This window comes from Sulfitobacter sp. AS92 (assembly GCF_038900015.1).
Classification (GTDB): Bacteria; Pseudomonadota; Alphaproteobacteria; order Rhodobacterales; family Rhodobacteraceae; genus Sulfitobacter.
Genome location: NZ_JBBMQL010000003.1, coordinates 467,752 through 483,495 on the forward strand (window position 1 = coordinate 467,752; position 15,744 = coordinate 483,495).

Consider the following 15,744-nt stretch of genomic DNA (forward strand, 5'->3'; position numbering starts at 1 on the left):
CTAGACAAGTATTAGCCGCTGGCCTCCTGCTGGCGCAAGCTTGGATATGTGAAACTTCTGCGACATGGCCCGAACTGCGATCTGGAAAACCATCACCGCCACGCTGACCCATGACATCGCCACGGGGAAATACGCCCCCGGCGACCGGCTCCCGACAGAGGCGCAGTTGGCCGCGCGGTTCGGGGTGAACCGCCACACGGTGCGCCGCGCAATCAGCGATATGAACGAGAGCGGGCTGACTTATAGCCGTCGGGGTGCGGGGGTCTTCGTGGCGCAGCGGCCCACGGATTATCCCATCGGCAAACGGGTGCGCTTTCACCAGAACCTCGCGGCGGCGGGGCGGGTGCCGGCCAAGGAGGTTTTGACCTTGGAGACCCGCGCGGCCTCGGCCCATGAGGCCGCGCAGTTGGGGCTGGATGGGGAGGCGCTGGTGCATGTCTATGAAGGGCTTTCGCTGGCCGATGAGCAGCCCATCGCGATCTTTCGCAGCATCTTTCCCGCCGCGCGGTTCCCCGACCTGTTGGCGGCGCTTGAGGCCAGCCGCTCGGTCACCACGGCCTTGGCGCAGGGCGGGGTGGCGGATTACACCCGCGCCTCGACCCGGCTGACGGCGAAGCTTGCCAATGCCACGCAGGCGCTGCATTTGCGGCTGACCGAAGGCGCGCCGATCCTGCGCTCTGCCGGGATCAACGTGGACCCCGAGGGCGTGCCGGTGGAATACGGGGTGACGTGGTTCGCGGGTGATCGGGTGACGCTGACCCTCAACCCCGGCGACTAGCCGTATTTCTCCAAAAACGCTTCGGCGGGCATGGTCTGGAAATCCTTGAGCGATGCTTGCAGCCGGTCATGGGGCCAATCCCACCACCCCAATTCCTCCATCCGCGTGGCGATGCTTTCGGAAAAGCGGCGGCGTAGGGGTTTGGCGGGGATGCCAGCAACGATCATATAGGGCGCCACATCGCGGGTGACAATGGCTCCGCCCGCGACAACCGCGCCAGGGCCGATGGTCACTTCGGGCCGGACCTGCGCGCCGTGGCCCAACCATGTGTCATGGCCGATCACCGTGCGGCGGCTGCGGCGCAGGGCGAACCAGTCGGCGTCATCCTCGGCCCCGTCGAAGCAGTCCCCGGCGCGGTAGTGGAAATGGTGCAAGCTGGCCTTTTCCATCGGGTGATCGGTGGCCCCGATGCGCACGCTGGCGGCGATATTGCTGAACTTGCCGATTTGGGTGTTTGCGATGTCGCACCAGCGGTCGCAATAGGAGTAGTCGCCGATCTCGGAATGGGCGAGGCGGCTGGCGCGCCCAATCTCGACATAGCGCCCGAACTGCGTGTCCGTTATTTCGCAGTCGGGGTGGAGGAAGGGCGCGTCGGGTTTAAGACGCGCCATCAGTGGCCCGCCTCGGTGCCCGCGATCAGCTTGCGGCGGAGCCAGCCCGAGAAACTGTCCATCGCCACGACCATCAGGATGATCAGCACGATGTAATAGCTGACTTCCTCCCAATCCTTCTGGGTGATGATCGCTTGGGTCAGCAGCAGGCCAATGCCGCCGCCGGTGATCGCGCCGATGATGGTGGCCGAACGGGTGTTCGATTCCAGATAGTAGAGCACTTGGCTCAGCAGCACCGGGGTGATCTGCGGGATGACGCCAAAGCGGTAGCGTTGCACGGGTGCTGCCCCGGTGGAGGCGATGCCCTCGATCTGCTTGTCGTCCACATTCTCCAGCGCTTCTGAGAAGATTTTGCCGAAGGTGCCGGTGTCTGTCAGCAGGATCGCCAGTGATCCGGTCAGCGGGCCGGGGCCAAAGGCACGGGAGAGAACGATGGTCCAGATCAGCCCGTCGACACCGCGCAGGAAGTCAAAGAGCCGTCGCGCGGCGAAGCGCAGGCCGCCCAGAGGGGTGAAGTTCTTGGCCGCGAGGAACCCCAGCGGCAGGGCAATCATCGCCGCGCCAAAGGTGCCGAGGAAAGCCATGAGAATGGTCTCAACCAATGCCCAAGCAACATCGCCGTGACGCCACATTTTGTTGGTCCAGAAGTCCTGCCAGATCGCGCCATAGTCGCCGCTGCGCAGCAGTTCCAGCGGGGACATGCCGTGATAGGGGCTGTCGAGCGTGAAGAAGAACAGCTCCCACCCGTTGAAATAGCGGAACACTTCGGCCCGGTTGCGGGTGATCGTCAGGCGGCCTGCCTCCGTGGTCACCGCAAGGCGGTTTTTGGAGGCGTTGATCCACTCGGGCAGGGGGCCACCCGGCAGGGTGGCGTTGACGCCGCTGCGCCCCGGCGTGGCGGTGATCAGCCCGTAGCCCGGCACGTCATAGCGCACTTCGGGGCCAAGTTCGACGGTATGGCCGTTGCCCAGCTCGACGATAGAAGTCGCACCCAAAGTGACCCAATCAGGGGCGGTGCCGGGGGCATAGCGGCCTTTGCGCTCGCCCTCGATGGCGATCTCCATCTCGCCGTTGCGGTTGTCGCGGGCGACATGGGTTTTGTAGCTGTAGCTGTCGGCCACCAGCGTCTTCATGTTCGACACGTTGATGCGATCGCCCAGCCCCGCCACGTCGAAGGCAAAGAAGACGTAGGTGAGGTAGGCAAGGATCAGCACCGGAGCGGCAAGGCTCGCCATCCGCTTGCGGCGGAAGCTGCGGCTGGCGACCTGCTGAGCGGGGAGGGTGGAAGCGGTAAGGTCGGTCACAGGATGGCTCCCTTGTCCTTATAGGCGCGGCCATGGGTCAGCCGGTTGCGGAAATGGCTTGAGACTTGGTCAACGATGATGATCGTGCCGAAGAGCAGCAAAAAGATCGCCGCCGCCTCGTCGAATTTGCCTTGGCCCCAAGACATCGTGTTGCGCAGGTCATAGCCGATGCCGCCTGCGCCGACGAAGCCGAGGATGGCAGAGGCGCGGATGTTGATCTCGAACCGCAGCAGCGCGTAGGAGAGGTAGTTGGGCGCGACCTGCGGCACGACGCCCAGCACCATGCGTTGCAGCCAGCCCGCCCCGACGGAGGCAAGGCCGTCGACAGGTTTGAGGGAGGCGTTCTCGTTCACCTCAGAGAAAAGTTTGCCAAGCGCGCCCACGGTATGCAGCGCGATGGCGATCATCGCAGGCACCGGGCCGCCGCCGAGCAGGAAGATCAGCACGAGGGCTACAACAATCTCAGGCACCGCGCGCAGCACGTCGAGCAGGCGGCGCAGGTGGCCGACGAGCCATGGCGCGGGGGCAAGGCCACGGGTGGCCAGAAGGGCGGCGAAGAACGCGAAAAGTGCGCCGATCAGTGTGGCGGCCCCGGCGATGTTCACCGTCTCGATGAGGGAGGGGATGTATTTCACAAAGTAGCCGGGTAGCAGATGGACGCGCTCCCACGCCTCGCTCAGCACATCGGCAGGGAAGTCAAAGACATTGGGCAGCCCGTTCCAGAACCCGCCAGCGTTGCGGGCATTGGCGGTGCCGAAACCGCCGATCAGCAGGGCCACGAAAACGACCAGCAGGATCATATTCATCACCCGCTTCTGTCGGGTATGGGCAAGGTAATCCGCCGTGATCTGCGGCGCGGTGGTGGTCTGGTGCATCTGTCGTCCCCCTATGACGACAGGCCCCGACAATCGTTGCCGGGACCTGCCAGATGTCTTTTGTCCCTTAGGATCAGTTGGATTTCGCCTTGCGCGCTTCGACGATCGAGACATACGCGTCATGGGCAATCGGATCGAAGCCAAGGCTCTCACCCGCGGCCACGCCGTAGGCGCAGTCGGCATCCATCTCGTGCAGCTCATCCACCAGTTGGGTCATGGTCGCTTTGACTTCTTCGGGCAGATCTTTGCGCAGCACGACCGGGCCTTCGGGGATCGGCTTGGAGCGCCAGATTTCCACCAGATCGTTCATGTCGATCAGGCCCGCGTCCACGGCTTTGCGCAGCGCGCCGGAGTTGTAGCCGTCTTCCCAGTTGCCCTGACCGTCGGCCCATGTCACGCCGCCCGCCACATCACCGTTGTTGACCGCGACGATGGTCTGCTCATGCCCGCCGGTGAATTTCACTTCGCCGAAGTAGTCGCCGGATTCCATGGTGGCACCGGTTGTCTGGGGGATTTCGATAGAAGGGATCAGGTAGCCGGAGGTGGAGTTCGGATCGCCAAAGCCAAAGACCTTGCCTTGCATGTCTTCAAGCGTGTTGATGCCCGCATCTTTGCGCGCGAAGCCGATGGAGTGGTAGCCGTAGGAGCCATCAAGGTTGATCTTGACCAGCACCGGCTCAACCGCCTCGAGGTCTTGCAGGTGAACGGCGGCATAGGCCGATGCACCGAGCCATGCCATGTCGAGCGTGCCGCCCAGCAGACCTTGGATCACGCCGTTATAGTCGGCAGGGGCAAAGAGTTTGGCCGGAACGCCAAGGCGCTCTTCGGTGTAGCCGCGCAGACATTCGTAGGAGTTCATCCGGTCCTGCGCGTTTTCCCCGCCAAGGATGCCGATGCGAAATTCGGTGACATCGGCGGATTGAGCCAGTGCAGCGCCGGTCAGGGCAGTGGTTGCCAGTGCGGCGGCGATGAGCTTCTTCATTTTGTCGTCTCCAGTTTGAAAATATGCCCCTTGGGGCGGGTCGTGTCAGGCTGGCACCTTGTCCAGCGTTTCGATCTCGGTTGAGGTGGCGGCTTCGGAAAAGCTGCTGTCTGCACCGTAGATTTCGCGGGCCATGCTGGTGGTCAGCTGCTCGGGCGTGCCGTCAAAGACGATTTTCCCGTCGCGCATCCCCACCACGCGGTCGCAATAGCGGCGCGCGGTATCCAGCGTGTGAAGGTTGGCGATGACCATGCGGCCGTCTTCCTCGTGAATGCGGCGCAGCGATTGCATCACCACCTGCGCGTTCATCGGGTCGAGGCTGGCAATGGGTTCATCGGCCAAAATGATCTGCGGGTCCTGCATCAGGGCGCGGGCGATGGCGACGCGCTGCTGCTGGCCACCCGAGAGCGCCTCAGCCCGTTTGGGTGCGTGCTGCGCGATGCCCAGCCGGTCGAGGATTTCGATCGCGCGGGTGATGTCGGCGTCGGGGTAGAGGTTGAAGATGCTGCTGAGCGTCGAGCGGCGGTTGAGCGTGCCGTGCAGCACGTTCGACACCACATCCATCCGTGGGACGAGGTTGAACTGCTGAAAGATCATTGCGCATTCCGCCTGCCAGCCGCGCCGGGCGGCGCCGCGCAGGGCGGTCACATCTCGCCCTTGGAACAGGATCTGCCCAGAGGAGGCATCGGTCAGCCGGTTCAACATCCGCAGCAGCGTGGATTTCCCCGCGCCGGAGCGGCCGATGATCCCGATCATCTGCGGTTTGTCGACCTGCAGGTTGGCGCGGGCTACCGCTGTGTTCGCGCCGAATGTTTTGGTCAGTTCAGAAATGACGAGCATAAGTCCCCCGGGGTTTGCGGGGCGAGCTATCGCAGGGGTGAATGTCACGAATGTTTAAGTTTAGCGAAGCTTTTGTAACGCGCCATTTTTTGAGAAACCTGCGGAGCACGTAGCGCGTTCGGTCTGGCGCGGGCAGCTGTGCAGAGCGTGGTTTTGGGGATTTGCGGGTGCGGTTTTCTTGGCTCGTAAGGCAACCAATTTTCAGCGCCGAGGCGCAGAAAAATAAGGGATTATGGAACTAAATACCGCGATACGGGCTTTCACTCGTAGGGCCGTTTAGATAGGGCCACATCTTGTCCAGCTGCGCAATGTCGCGCAGGCTAAATCATCTTAGGCGAAATCACCGGCTTGTGCAGCGCCCATCCCACGCGCCCCATCGGTGATACGGCCCCCGCAAACGAAAAAAAGGAGCGCATTTATGAGCGCACAAGTTATCGCATTTCTGATTCTGCTGCCGATCACATTGGTTTTTATCTATGCAGGCATCCACGAGTTTCAGCGCTATAAAAGCGAGGGTAAGGCGAGCTATGGGTTGGTCTACGATGAGGAAAGCGGCACGACCCATGTGAGCGGCATTGCTGATCATGAGGACCCGTATGATCCTGATGACTTTGACCCCAACAACTACAACGATCCTGAAGTGAAAAACGATATCGACCCGCAGGTTGAAACGGAACTGCCCAAGGCCTGATCTGGGGAGGGACGTCTCGGATGGCTGAAGGGGAATAGAGCGACGTTGGTGATCTTCCGAACGCCTTCTTTGCGGTTGTCAGGCATATTGCCGTAAGATTCATGAATGCAGGTGTGCCATGTTTGGGTGGTGGTTGAACAAACCTCTATGCTTTGCAACGAAAAAGACGGCGCCGGACGGACGAAGACGTATCTCACCTTGCTGGAGCTCAACTACATGGTTCGAGACAATTGCCTGCCACAGTATTTTGCACCCTTCCGCATCTCGTTCCCTGAAATGACGCCCATAGGCCTGAGTGCGTTTCTATTTTGCTTTGCCTTGCCAGCCGGTGCTGCCCCCACCGCCGACATCGTTATCTTGGGCGAGGTCCACGACAATTCCCATGCACATCTTGAACAGGCCGCCGTGTTGGAAACGCTGCACCCTACGGCTGTTGTGTTTGAGATGCTGACGGCCGAGCAGGGGGCAAAAGCCGATGCCGACCGTAGTCAGATCGCACAAGCTTGGCGCGCCAGCGGCTGGCAGGAATTCGATATCTACGCGCCGATCTTTGATGCAATGGGGGCCGCGCGCATCATCGGCGCCGCTGCCCCGCGCGAGGCGGTGCGTGCTGTCTATCGTGATGGGGCGGCGGCGTTATTTGGGCCTGAGGCTGGGCGTTTTGGTCTTGACCAGCCGCTGCCGGACATTGAGCAAACCGCGCGTATTGAGCTGCAGTTCACAGCCCACTGCGAAGCGATGCCGCGTGAGATGTTGGGCGGCATGGTCGAGGTGCAACGCTACCGCGACGCCACATTCGCCCGCGCGGCGTTGGACGCGTTGAAACTCTATGGCCCACCCGTTGCCGTTATAACTGGCAACGGTCATGCCCGCACCGATTGGGGCATTCCGGCCCTGATCGCTCTGGCCGCACCTGAGGTGACGACCCATGCCATCGGCTTTGTCGAAGCCCGGGGCGCCGCCCCCTATGACGAGACCCATATCATTCCGCCCGCTAAGCGGGAAGATCCCTGCAAATCCTTGATAAAAGACTAAAGGACATCCCATGTACCTCGCCATGAACCGCTTTACCGTGCTGCACGACAACGCCGCCGATTTCGAAGACCTTTGGCTGGGCCGCGAGAGCCGTCTGAAAGGTACCGAAGGGTTTATCTCGTTCCACATGCTCAAAGGGCCAGAGGAGGAGGGGCAGGTTCTCTATGCCTCTCACACGGTTTGGGAGAGTGAGGCGCATTTTCGGGCGTGGACAACCAGCGACGCTTTTCGTGCTGCCCATGCGCGGGCAGGAGAAACCCGCAAGCTGCACGAGGGGTCGCCGCGTTTCGAGGGGTTCCGCGCCATTCAAAAGATTGAAGCTTCTTAGCTAGAGTAAGGACTTGATAGGGCCAGCATCGATACTTGACTAAAATAATCGGATTAAGTAACTTGTTCAGAGGCCCGGTAAAAACCTCGGGCGCTTAGACAATTTACGCTGATACCGTCCAAGCCACCGCTTCCGGCAGCCGGGATGTCACCGCAAAGGAGCCCGCCCCCGTGAAAACATCCTTAACCACCCCCGAATTGCCATCCCATGCCCTGCGCGCCGCGCAACACAGAAATCTGCGCGACCTCGCGCCTGGGCATCTCATTGACCAGCAGCCGCTGCGCCGGGCGGAGGTAGGACGATGAGCCTTATGCAAAAGCTACCCGATCTGTCACCTGCAAACCAACCGGTCGAGCAGGCCGTTCATGATGCCCGTGCATTGGTGCCCAACGGCACCACGGCCAATATTGTGCTGGACGGTCAAACCTATACGTTGCGCATCACACGGGCGGGGAAATTGATCCTGACGAAGTAAGCTGCGGCTCTCTTTGGGGCGGCTCTCAGCTCGGTGCCGCATGGTGCGTCTGTGGCTTGCTTTGACGGCGCGCCATCTTTAATTGAGCGCCATGCTTGGCCCCTTTATCCTACACAAAGATAGCTGCTGACGTGTTGGCCCTTCTGAGCCTGTTTTTCGCGGCGCTGTTGGCGGCGACATTGATCCCCGCTCAATCCGAAGCGCTGCTTCTGGGGCTGATGTGGTCGGGGTCGCATGCGATTGCGCTTTTGTGGTTGGTAGCGACTGTGGGAAACGTCCTGGGGTCGGTGCTGAATTGGCTGCTTGGGCGTTACCTTAGCCATCATGCTGATCACCGCTGGTTTCCCTTCTCGGCCAAGCAGATGGAACGCGCATCATACGGGTACCAGAGGTGGGGCTATTGGAGCCTGCTGGCCAGTTGGGTTCCCATCATTGGCGACCCGCTGACTTTGGCTGCGGGTATTCTGCGCGAGCCGCTTTGGCGCTTTATCCTGATCGTCACACTTGCAAAAGGTGGGCGCTACCTTGTGCTGATCCTGATCGCACGTGGTTATTTGTGAGGATCAAAGCGGTGTGATGCCCTCAAGCGGCGGCAGCGGGTTGGGCGTGGTCACAAGGGCCGGGCGGCGCTTTTCGTAAAAGGCATTCCCGCCTGCCGTCACAACGTAATGCATGTTGTTGTAATTGGCATTGTACCACGCGGCGTGGAAGAACTTGGCACGCGTGACCTTGGGATGACGTTCGCCTTGCAGCACCGCCAGTGCCGTGGCGCGCGCCAGCGGGGCAGAGCGGTCGTTCATGGGTTTGCTCATGACGCCCGGTGCGAATTGGTTCGCCTGCCCAACCACGCCGCAGATCGTGTTAGGGAAGGCGTCGGAATGTACGCGGTTCATCACCACCGTGCCCACGGCAATCATCCCATCCCGGCTGGAGCGGTTAGATTCGAAATACATCGCGCGTGCCATACACTCAACATCACGCGCAGGCACCGAAGCCGCCTCAGGCGATTTGCCACAGGCAGCAAGCAGGCCAAGGCCCATGATTAGGACGGTGGTCGTGAGTTTCCGAGATTGCGCGCGCATGGATGACCTTCCGAAAGCAGTGGGCTGTTTGGCTGGCAATTTTTCAGCAAACGCTTGGTGAGGCAAGTCCTGTACCTTCGACCCGGCGATTTCCACCCTTACGGAGCAGAATGTGGCGCTTGGGCAGGCCCTCACGCTGTGACGGACGGGCGGCACCGGCACGCGATAAACTGAAGTCAGGTTTCGACGTGCCATTGTGGAATTGACGGCGCGCCGCGGAAACCTTCCAGCCTCTGGGAACTTTGGCATGGTCTGCCGGGTTTGCCCTATAACAAGGTCGCGCGACGCATATTTCGCGGCGCAGATCGAAGCAATCGAAAGGGAGCGGATCATGAGTCCACCAGACACAAATCTGAAAAAGCAAGAAAGCCGTCATAAATGGCCGCTGATCGGTATGGCGATCGTCGTGATCTTTGGCATCGGGATCATTGTGTTTTGGACCGGCGAAGAAGTCGCGACCGCGCCGGGCACCGAAGAAGAGGTGATTGTTGATGACGGCACTGCAATCGAGGGCGAGAGTACTACAACCGTGCCCGTCGCACCTGATTGACAGCACCTCGGCCTGATTAAAATTCAGACCCGGAAGCCAAAAGCTTTCGGGTTTTTTGCTGTTTGACCTTTGCCGCGCGGGTGGGCCATCTTGCGTCAGCATTCAGGGCATCGGGGCAGACATATGTGGTATCTCGTAGGGGACATCGGCGGCACGAACCTGCGGCTGGCAGCGGTCGATGCGGCAGGCGCGGTCATAAGCCGAAGCGAGCATGCCACTGACGGTCGGACAGCGCTGCCTGAGGTCTGCGCCGACTTCTGTGCGAAGATGAGTGGCGCGCCAGAGGGGGTCGCAGTTGCGGTGGCCGGTGTCGTTGTCGATGGCCGGGTCCGTATGACCAATGCCAATCGTACAATCTCGCGCGGTGATCTGGCGAAGGCTTGTAGGATCGCGCCGTCCAAAGTGATGCTGCTTAACGATTTTGAAGCGGCGGCATGGTCACTGGCCACATTGGACCCGGAGAAAGTAACCTATCTACAGGGCGGTCCCGCCCCGCAGCCGGGCCCGCGGGTGATCGTCGGGCCGGGGACGGGCTTGGGCGTCGGGGCTTTGGTCTGGCAAGGCGCGCGGCCAGTGGCAGTGCCGGGCGAGGGGGGGCATGTGCGGCTCACCCCGCATAGCGCCGAGGAAGTGGCCTATTTCGAGGCGCTGATCGCGCTTTGGCCTGAGGTTCAGATGGGCTACGCATTGGCGGTCGAGGCCGAGGCGATCCTTTCAGGCACCGGTATGCCCTATTGGTATCGTGCCATTGCTCAGGCACGCGGCGAAGCGGCGACGTTGGACGGGGCAGCGGCAATTTTCGCGGCGGCCAAGACCGGAGAGGATGCCAACGCGTGCCGCGCGGTGGGATTGATGGCGCGCTATCTGGCGGGTGTTGCGGGGGATCTGGGTTTGGTTATGGGCGCGCGGGGCGGGGTCTTTTTGACGGGCGGCGTGGCACAGCAGAATGCATGGATATTTGACGCGGCCTTTCTCGCGGCGTTCAACGCAGGCGGGCGGCACAGCAGATGGCGCGAAGCGCTGCCACTTGGCCTGTGCCATGACCCGGATTTTGGTCTGCTTGGGGCGCGCAACTGTCTGTTTGCGGATCGCGATCACCCTCTGCCGGATTGACAGCAGGCCGCACACCGCCAAGATTGCCGCAGCCGTCGGAGTGCCCTTGCCCTATGTCCAACCTCAATAGCCCGAAACGTCAGTTCTTGGCAGAGCTGTTTCACACTGCCGTTGCCGCGGCCGACCCGCGTTTGATCTTGAAGGACAGGCTCCCGCCGCCGCCCAAGGGGCGCACAGTGGTGATCGGCGCGGGCAAGGGGGCGGCGCAATTGGCGCAAGCGTTCGAAGCGCTTTGGCCGCATCCCTATGAAGGCGTGGTGGTAACGCGCTATGGCTACGGCGCCGTGTGTCAGCGCATTCAGGTTTTGGAGGCCGCCCATCCGGTGCCCGATCAGGCCGGGGTAGAGGCTGCGCGCGCATTGCAAGGTGCTTTGCAAGGCTTGGGGCCAGAGGATCAGGTGATCGCGCTGATCTGTGGCGGTGGGTCATCGCTGTTGCCCGCGCCGCCCGAGGGATTGACGCTGGAGGATTTGCAGGCGTTGAACAGCGCACTCTTGGCCTCAGGGGCACCGATCTCAGTCATGAATGACATTCGCAAACAGTTTAGCACCGTGAACGGCGGGCGGCTGGCGGAATTGGCCTATCCGGCGCAGGTGGTGAGCCTTGTCGTGTCGGATGTGCCGGGAGATGATCCGGGCGCTGTTGCCTCTGGTCCCACCGTGCCGGGACGGCGCAGCGCAGGGGATGTGTTGGAGGAGGTGGCCGCGCGTGGGTTGGAGTTGCCACCGCGCTGCATGACCTTTCTGACGGAGGCGATGCTGCTGCCATCGTTGGACGCACCAAGCAACACGCGCACAGATGTCATCGCCTCTGCCGGTCAGTCGCTCGCCGCCGCCGCCAAAGCCGCACGCGCGCGGGGGGTGAACGCTTGGATTTTGTCTGATGCTATCGAAGGCGAGGCACGGGATGTGGCGTTGGTTCATGCGGCTTTGGCCCGACAGGCCGCCCAAAGCGGTTTCCCGCATCGCGCGCCTTTGGTCCTGCTTTCGGGCGGAGAGACGACAGTGACCCTGCGCCACAAGGGCCGCGGCGGGCGCAACAGCGAGTTCGCCCTCTCGTTGGCGCTCGGCTTAGAGGGGCAGGCGGAGATTGCCGCCTTGGCCGCAGATACAGATGGTATCGATGGGTCAGAGGAAAATGCCGGGGCCTTTGTCGACGGCGGCACGACGCGCGCGATGCGTGGGGCAGGCGTGGATCCGCGCGGCGCGCTACAGCGCAACGATGCTTATGGCGCGTTTGCAGCGATTGAAGCGCTGTTTCAAACTGGCCCCACAGGGACCAATGTGAATGATTTTCGCGCGATCCTGATCGGCGATCTGCCGGAGAGCTAAGTCAGCCGAGTTGATTGAACAGGATTACATTGCGCCGCGCGGCACCGGTTTTGGTATCGGCAATCGCCTCGTTGATCTGATCCAGTCGCCAGCGCCCTGAGATGAGGCTGTCGAGTTGCAAGCGGCCCTGTAGGTAGAGGTCGACCATCCACGGAATATCGCGCTGGATCACTACATCACCCATTTTCGAGCCGACCATCCCTTGGCCCATCGCGGCAAGGATCACCGGCTCATAGCTGGCACGCGCCCCGCTGTGCGGCATGCCGACCATGATCACACGGCCCCCGGCGGCGAGATAGCGCATGGCAGTCTCATATGCGGGGATCGCGCCGACGGTGACGATAACGGCATCTGCCCCGCGTCCCATCGCCTCGGTCGCCGCACGCCAAGGTTTGGCATCGGTGGCCAGCACCGTGTCGGTGGCGCCAAATTCTCGCGCGATGGCAAGCTTGTCTTCGGTCATGTCGACCGCCACGATCCGCCGCGCCCCGGCGATACGCGCACCTTGGATCGCGTTTAACCCAACGCCGCCCGCGCCGATCACCACCACGTCTTGGCCAGCGCGCAGCCCCGCCGCGTTGACCACCGCGCCGACCCCGGTGATGACACCGCAGGCGATCAGGCAAGCGGCCTCTTTGGGGATGTCATGCGAGATTTTAACGACTTGTGAGCGGTCCACGACGACCTTCTCGGCAAAGCCGCCTGTCGCCATGGCTTGATACAACGGCGTGCCATCGGCGGTTTGCAATGGACCTTCGGGATCCTGTGGGGTTTCGCAGATTGTTGGCTGGCCCGAGGCGCAGCTGGGGCAGCTGCCGCAGGCGCGGATCAGGGTCACCACCACGCTATCGCCTTCTGCCAGTTCTTGTACGTTTGGCCCCACGGCGCTGACGCGGCCTGCGGCCTCGTGGCCATAGACGGCAGGCAAGCTGCCACCCCAAGCGCCATCCGCAAAAGAAATGTCGGAGTGGCAGATCGCCACGGCATCAAGGGTGACTTCGACTTCGCCCGACACCGGCGCGCGGAGCAATACATCTTCGACGCTCAGCGGGCTGTCAAAGGCGTGGCAGACGGCGGCTTTTATGGTTTGCAATGGCCTGTCCTTTTATCTCAATTTGGCTCAGCGTGGCCCGGATGGACGCGCGGTGCAAGACTGGGAATGGCTTAGGACGCACGTGAATCGGCCTGTGACGTAGGGGTAGGGCGGCTGGCGAAGATCACCAGCCCACCGAAGGTCAGAACAAGCGCGAGTAGGAAGGGCGCGCCGGGCAGATAGAGAGGCGCCTCTGGCGCGGTGAAATAGGCAAAGACCGCTGTCATCGTCAGGGGGGAGATGATCATTGCAAGCGCGGTGGAGGAACTGAGCGCGCCGTGAAGCTCGCCCTGCGCATCTGCGCTGACGCGGGCCGACATGATGCCTTGCAGTGCGGGAGGGATGACGCCAGCTAGGGATGCAAGTGGGGTCATGATCAGCGCCCAAGTGCCCGAGGTCAGCAGGGTCAGCGCCGCAAAGGCCGCAATGGCAAAGACATGACCCAAGATGACCGTCCCGCGCGCGCCAAGGCGGCGGATAACCGGGCCGATTAGCGCGCCTTGGACCAGTGCCATCTGCACCCCGAACAGACCCAGCGACAGGCCGATCATCGTCGGTGACCAGCCAAAACGCTCCACACCGAAATAGGCCCAGACCGCCGGGTAGGCAGCAAAACCCACATGATAGATGAAATAGACAAACAGCATCCGGCCAATGCCCGGCAGGCGGCCAAGGACGCGCAATGCGCCCAGCGGGTTGGCGCGCCGCCAGTCGAACGCGCGACGTTGCTCTTGGGGTAGGGTCTCACGCAGCACTGCCCAGCCAAGCGCTGCATTGCCCGCCGCCAGCACCGCCGCCGCCCAAAAGGGTGCGCGGGTGCCATATTCGCCCAAGATGCCGCCCATCAACGGGCCCAGAACAAAGCCTGCGCCAAAGGCCGCACCGATCAGCCCAAACCGCGCGGCGCGGTCCTGTGTGGAAGAAATATCGGCCATATAAGCCGAGGCGGTGGCATGGGTCGCCGCCGTTACACCGCCCACCAGCCGCCCGATCAACAGCAGCCAGATGCTGCCCGCCAGCGCCATGACACCATAGTCCAAAGTCATTACCACCAGCGCCAGCAACAAGACCGGGCGGCGGCCAAAGCGGTCGGAAAGCCCGCCCAAAACGGGGCCGAATAGGAACTGCATCGCGGCGAAACCAGTCGCCAACACACCCCCCCAGAGCGCAGCATCGCTAAGCCCGCCGCCCCGCACTTCGCGGATCAGGTCAGGCATCACCGGCAGGATCAGACCAACGCCCATGGCATCGATCATCACGGTCAGAAGAATAAAGATCAGCGGCAGCGGCATCCGGTTAGATGTGGTCCGCGCGAGTGGCAAAGGCAAGGGCATCGGCGGGGGCTTGGCGCAGGTGCGGCACCAGCACTGTGTCGATGCTGTACTGCGCGGTCGCGCCCCAAGGGACGTTTTGCGCAGGTTTGGGGGCCTGCGTCTCAGAGCGAAACCGGTCGATCAGGGGAGGCAAGCTTACGCCGTCTTGTCCCGTCGCCTCGGCCAGCGCACCGGGCTCGATCCGGTTCTCCAAGCTGGCGCGGTGGATGGCGGCGGCGCTGAGTTCGGGGATCACAGCTTGGACCTTGGCAAGCGCCTTTTGACCAGCAGCATGGCACGCACGGCAGCACTGTCTGTGAACCGCCGTCCAACCGCGCCACAGTCGAAAAGACGCGCGCAAAGGGAACCGTTGAAAACGCTGGCGGCCACTTTTAGCCCCGCGATTTAGAGATATGCCCGACACTGGCGAGGAATTCGTTCAGCGTCTCGGCGTATTCTTGGGGCTGCTCGACGCAAGGCAGGTGTCCCGCGCGGCGGATCAGTTTGAACTTGGAGGCCGGGATCAGGTCCATCATCTCGCGCACCAGATCGGGCGGGGTGGAGCCATCCTCGGTCCCGGCGATGCCAAGCGCGGGCAGGCGCAGGCCAGAGGTCGGGGTCATGAAGTCACTGTGCGAGATCGCCGCCGAACAGCCCGCATAGCCCGCGTCAGGCTGCCGCGTGAGCATATTACGCCACAGCGCCAGTTCCGGCGTGGCGCGGAATTGGGCAGAGAACCAGCGTTCCATCACCGCATCGGCAAGGCTCTCGATACCGCCTTGTTCCACCGCCGCGATCCGCTCGGCCCACATATCGCGGTTGCCGATTTTGGTGGCGGTGTTGGAAAGCACCAGCGCGCGGATCATGTCGAGGCGTTTAACCGCCAGTCCCTGCGCGATCATGCCGCCAATCGATAGGCCGACGAAGACGCAGTCGCGGACGTTGAGGTGGTCGAGCAGACGCTCGGTATCGGTGATCAGCGACCCCATTGAATAGGGCGCAGGCGGGCAGGACGACAGACCGTGCCCGCGTTTGTCAAAGCGGATGATGCGCAGGCCGGGGGCGAGCAGCGGCAGGATCGGATCCCACAGGCGCATGTCGGTGCCGAGCGAATTGGCGAAGACCACGGGCGCGCCATCATCGGGGCCGTCGACGCGGTAGTGGAGTTGCACCTCGCCGGTGTCGAATATCTGCATGGGGTGTCTCCTGTGGGTGGCTGTGGTGGCTAGCATATCGCGCGAACGCGGAAGGTCAAAGATACGACAATCTAGAAATGCCCCGCCCGGTGGTACACCGGGCAGCGTCATGCCAAAGGCATGCCTCCGGCATGACCCGCCCCCATG

Annotated in this window: 19 protein-coding genes; 9 read left to right on the forward strand and 10 right to left on the reverse strand. The window is 62.3% G+C overall.

What is annotated here, in order from left to right:
- Positions 1-64: 64 nt before the first annotated feature.
- Complete coding sequence (phnF, locus tag WNY61_RS08415) at positions 65-778, forward strand: phosphonate metabolism transcriptional regulator PhnF (RefSeq protein ID WP_342851021.1); 714 nt, start codon at positions 65-67, stop codon at positions 776-778.
- Here the strand turns inward: phnF and WNY61_RS08420 are convergent.
- The 5 genes from WNY61_RS08420 to phnC form a co-directional block, all read right to left on the reverse strand.
- Positions 775-1,389 (reverse strand): chloramphenicol acetyltransferase, encoded by a 615-nt coding sequence (locus WNY61_RS08420; protein ID WP_342851022.1) that lies wholly within the window; start codon positions 1,387-1,389, stop codon positions 775-777. The genes phnF and WNY61_RS08420 overlap by 4 nt on opposite strands.
- Positions 1,389-2,624 carry a phosphonate ABC transporter, permease protein PhnE gene (gene phnE / locus WNY61_RS08425; RefSeq protein WP_342851108.1) on the reverse strand — a complete coding sequence of 412 codons (1,236 nt, stop codon included), beginning with the start codon at positions 2,622-2,624 and terminating at the stop codon, positions 1,389-1,391. Before phnE (WNY61_RS08425) ends, WNY61_RS08420 begins: the two co-directional genes overlap by 1 nt.
- A gap of 65 nt (positions 2,625-2,689) precedes the next feature.
- Complete coding sequence (phnE, locus tag WNY61_RS08430; RefSeq protein ID WP_342851023.1) at positions 2,690-3,568, reverse strand: phosphonate ABC transporter, permease protein PhnE; 879 nt, start codon at positions 3,566-3,568, stop codon at positions 2,690-2,692.
- 73 nt (positions 3,569-3,641) lie between these two features.
- Entirely contained in the window at positions 3,642-4,550 is a 909-nt protein-coding gene (gene phnD / locus WNY61_RS08435; protein WP_342851024.1) for a phosphonate ABC transporter substrate-binding protein, read from the reverse strand.
- A gap of 45 nt (positions 4,551-4,595) precedes the next feature.
- On the reverse strand, positions 4,596-5,390 hold the full coding sequence (gene phnC, locus WNY61_RS08440) for a phosphonate ABC transporter ATP-binding protein (RefSeq protein ID WP_120350549.1): 795 nt from the start codon (positions 5,388-5,390) through the stop codon (positions 4,596-4,598).
- A gap of 418 nt (positions 5,391-5,808) precedes the next feature.
- On the opposite strand from phnC, the gene WNY61_RS08445 reads away from it, so the two are divergent.
- The 5 genes from WNY61_RS08445 (at position 5,809) to WNY61_RS08465 (ending at position 8,479) form a co-directional block, all read left to right on the forward strand.
- Positions 5,809-6,081, forward strand: a complete 273-nt coding sequence (locus WNY61_RS08445; RefSeq protein ID WP_342851025.1) for a hypothetical protein — start codon at positions 5,809-5,811, stop codon at positions 6,079-6,081.
- A gap of 216 nt (positions 6,082-6,297) precedes the next feature.
- Positions 6,298-7,116 (forward strand): ChaN family lipoprotein, encoded by an 819-nt coding sequence (locus WNY61_RS08450; protein ID WP_342851026.1) that lies wholly within the window; start codon positions 6,298-6,300, stop codon positions 7,114-7,116.
- A gap of 10 nt (positions 7,117-7,126) precedes the next feature.
- Positions 7,127-7,444: an antibiotic biosynthesis monooxygenase gene (locus WNY61_RS08455; RefSeq protein WP_342851027.1), complete on the forward strand. Its 318-nt coding sequence runs from the start codon at positions 7,127-7,129 to the stop codon at positions 7,442-7,444.
- A 310-nt stretch (positions 7,445-7,754) separates the two neighbouring features.
- Positions 7,755-7,919 carry a hemin uptake protein HemP gene (locus WNY61_RS08460; RefSeq protein ID WP_342851109.1) on the forward strand — a complete coding sequence of 55 codons (165 nt, stop codon included), beginning with the start codon at positions 7,755-7,757 and terminating at the stop codon, positions 7,917-7,919.
- 131 nt (positions 7,920-8,050) lie between these two features.
- On the forward strand, positions 8,051-8,479 hold the full coding sequence (locus WNY61_RS08465) for a YqaA family protein (RefSeq protein WP_342851028.1): 429 nt from the start codon (positions 8,051-8,053) through the stop codon (positions 8,477-8,479).
- Positions 8,480-8,482: 3 nt separating this feature from the next.
- On the opposite strand, the gene WNY61_RS08470 is transcribed toward WNY61_RS08465, so the two are convergent.
- Positions 8,483-9,001, reverse strand: a complete 519-nt coding sequence (locus WNY61_RS08470) for a cell wall hydrolase (RefSeq protein WP_342851029.1) — start codon at positions 8,999-9,001, stop codon at positions 8,483-8,485.
- Positions 9,002-9,332: 331 nt separating this feature from the next.
- Between WNY61_RS08470 and WNY61_RS08475 the strand changes: the two genes are divergently transcribed.
- From WNY61_RS08475 to WNY61_RS08485, 3 genes are all read left to right on the forward strand, one after another.
- On the forward strand, positions 9,333-9,551 hold the full coding sequence (locus WNY61_RS08475; RefSeq protein ID WP_342851030.1) for a hypothetical protein: 219 nt from the start codon (positions 9,333-9,335) through the stop codon (positions 9,549-9,551).
- A gap of 123 nt (positions 9,552-9,674) precedes the next feature.
- Entirely contained in the window at positions 9,675-10,664 is a 990-nt protein-coding gene (locus WNY61_RS08480; protein WP_342851031.1) for an ROK family protein, read from the forward strand.
- Between the two features lie 53 nt (positions 10,665-10,717).
- Entirely contained in the window at positions 10,718-11,995 is a 1,278-nt protein-coding gene (locus tag WNY61_RS08485; protein ID WP_342851032.1) for a glycerate kinase, read from the forward strand.
- Between the two features lies 1 nt (position 11,996).
- Here WNY61_RS08485 and WNY61_RS08490 read toward each other — a convergent pair whose 3' ends face one another.
- The 4 genes from WNY61_RS08490 to pcaD all read right to left on the reverse strand — a co-directional run bounded on the left by WNY61_RS08490 (position 11,997) and on the right by pcaD (position 15,597).
- Positions 11,997-13,088 (reverse strand): Zn-dependent alcohol dehydrogenase, encoded by a 1,092-nt coding sequence (locus WNY61_RS08490; protein WP_342851033.1) that lies wholly within the window; start codon positions 13,086-13,088, stop codon positions 11,997-11,999.
- Between the two features lie 71 nt (positions 13,089-13,159).
- Complete coding sequence (locus WNY61_RS08495) at positions 13,160-14,380, reverse strand: TCR/Tet family MFS transporter (RefSeq protein WP_342851110.1); 1,221 nt, start codon at positions 14,378-14,380, stop codon at positions 13,160-13,162.
- A gap of 4 nt (positions 14,381-14,384) precedes the next feature.
- Positions 14,385-14,657 (reverse strand): hypothetical protein, encoded by a 273-nt coding sequence (locus WNY61_RS08500; RefSeq protein ID WP_342851034.1) that lies wholly within the window; start codon positions 14,655-14,657, stop codon positions 14,385-14,387.
- 136 nt (positions 14,658-14,793) lie between these two features.
- Positions 14,794-15,597, reverse strand: a complete 804-nt coding sequence (gene pcaD / locus WNY61_RS08505) for a 3-oxoadipate enol-lactonase (protein ID WP_342851035.1) — start codon at positions 15,595-15,597, stop codon at positions 14,794-14,796.
- Positions 15,598-15,744 lie beyond the last annotated feature (147 nt).

What these genes read in the sequence shown, in the direction of transcription:
- phnF (WP_342851021.1), top strand. Translation starts at nt 65, where the DNA reads ATGGCCCGAACTGCGATCTGGAAAACCATCACCGCCACGCTGACCCAT.
- WNY61_RS08420 (WP_342851022.1), bottom strand. Translation starts at nt 1,389, where the DNA reads ATGGCGCGTCTTAAACCCGACGCGCCCTTCCTCCACCCCGACTGCGAA.
- phnE (WP_342851108.1), bottom strand. Translation starts at nt 2,624, where the DNA reads ATGGCGAGCCTTGCCGCTCCGGTGCTGATCCTTGCCTACCTCACCTAC.
- phnE (WP_342851023.1), bottom strand. Translation starts at nt 3,568, where the DNA reads ATGCACCAGACCACCACCGCGCCGCAGATCACGGCGGATTACCTTGCC.
- phnD (WP_342851024.1), bottom strand. Translation starts at nt 4,550, where the DNA reads ATGAAGAAGCTCATCGCCGCCGCACTGGCAACCACTGCCCTGACCGGC.
- phnC (WP_120350549.1), bottom strand. Translation starts at nt 5,390, where the DNA reads ATGCTCGTCATTTCTGAACTGACCAAAACATTCGGCGCGAACACAGCG.
- WNY61_RS08445 (WP_342851025.1), top strand. Translation starts at nt 5,809, where the DNA reads ATGAGCGCACAAGTTATCGCATTTCTGATTCTGCTGCCGATCACATTG.
- WNY61_RS08450 (WP_342851026.1), top strand. Translation starts at nt 6,298, where the DNA reads ATGGTTCGAGACAATTGCCTGCCACAGTATTTTGCACCCTTCCGCATC.
- WNY61_RS08455 (WP_342851027.1), top strand. Translation starts at nt 7,127, where the DNA reads ATGTACCTCGCCATGAACCGCTTTACCGTGCTGCACGACAACGCCGCC.
- WNY61_RS08460 (WP_342851109.1), top strand. Translation starts at nt 7,755, where the DNA reads ATGCAAAAGCTACCCGATCTGTCACCTGCAAACCAACCGGTCGAGCAG.
- WNY61_RS08470 (WP_342851029.1), bottom strand. Translation starts at nt 9,001, where the DNA reads ATGCGCGCGCAATCTCGGAAACTCACGACCACCGTCCTAATCATGGGC.
- WNY61_RS08475 (WP_342851030.1), top strand. Translation starts at nt 9,333, where the DNA reads ATGAGTCCACCAGACACAAATCTGAAAAAGCAAGAAAGCCGTCATAAA.
- WNY61_RS08480 (WP_342851031.1), top strand. Translation starts at nt 9,675, where the DNA reads ATGTGGTATCTCGTAGGGGACATCGGCGGCACGAACCTGCGGCTGGCA.
- WNY61_RS08485 (WP_342851032.1), top strand. Translation starts at nt 10,718, where the DNA reads ATGTCCAACCTCAATAGCCCGAAACGTCAGTTCTTGGCAGAGCTGTTT.
- WNY61_RS08495 (WP_342851110.1), bottom strand. Translation starts at nt 14,380, where the DNA reads ATGCCGCTGCCGCTGATCTTTATTCTTCTGACCGTGATGATCGATGCC.
- pcaD (WP_342851035.1), bottom strand. Translation starts at nt 15,597, where the DNA reads ATGCAGATATTCGACACCGGCGAGGTGCAACTCCACTACCGCGTCGAC.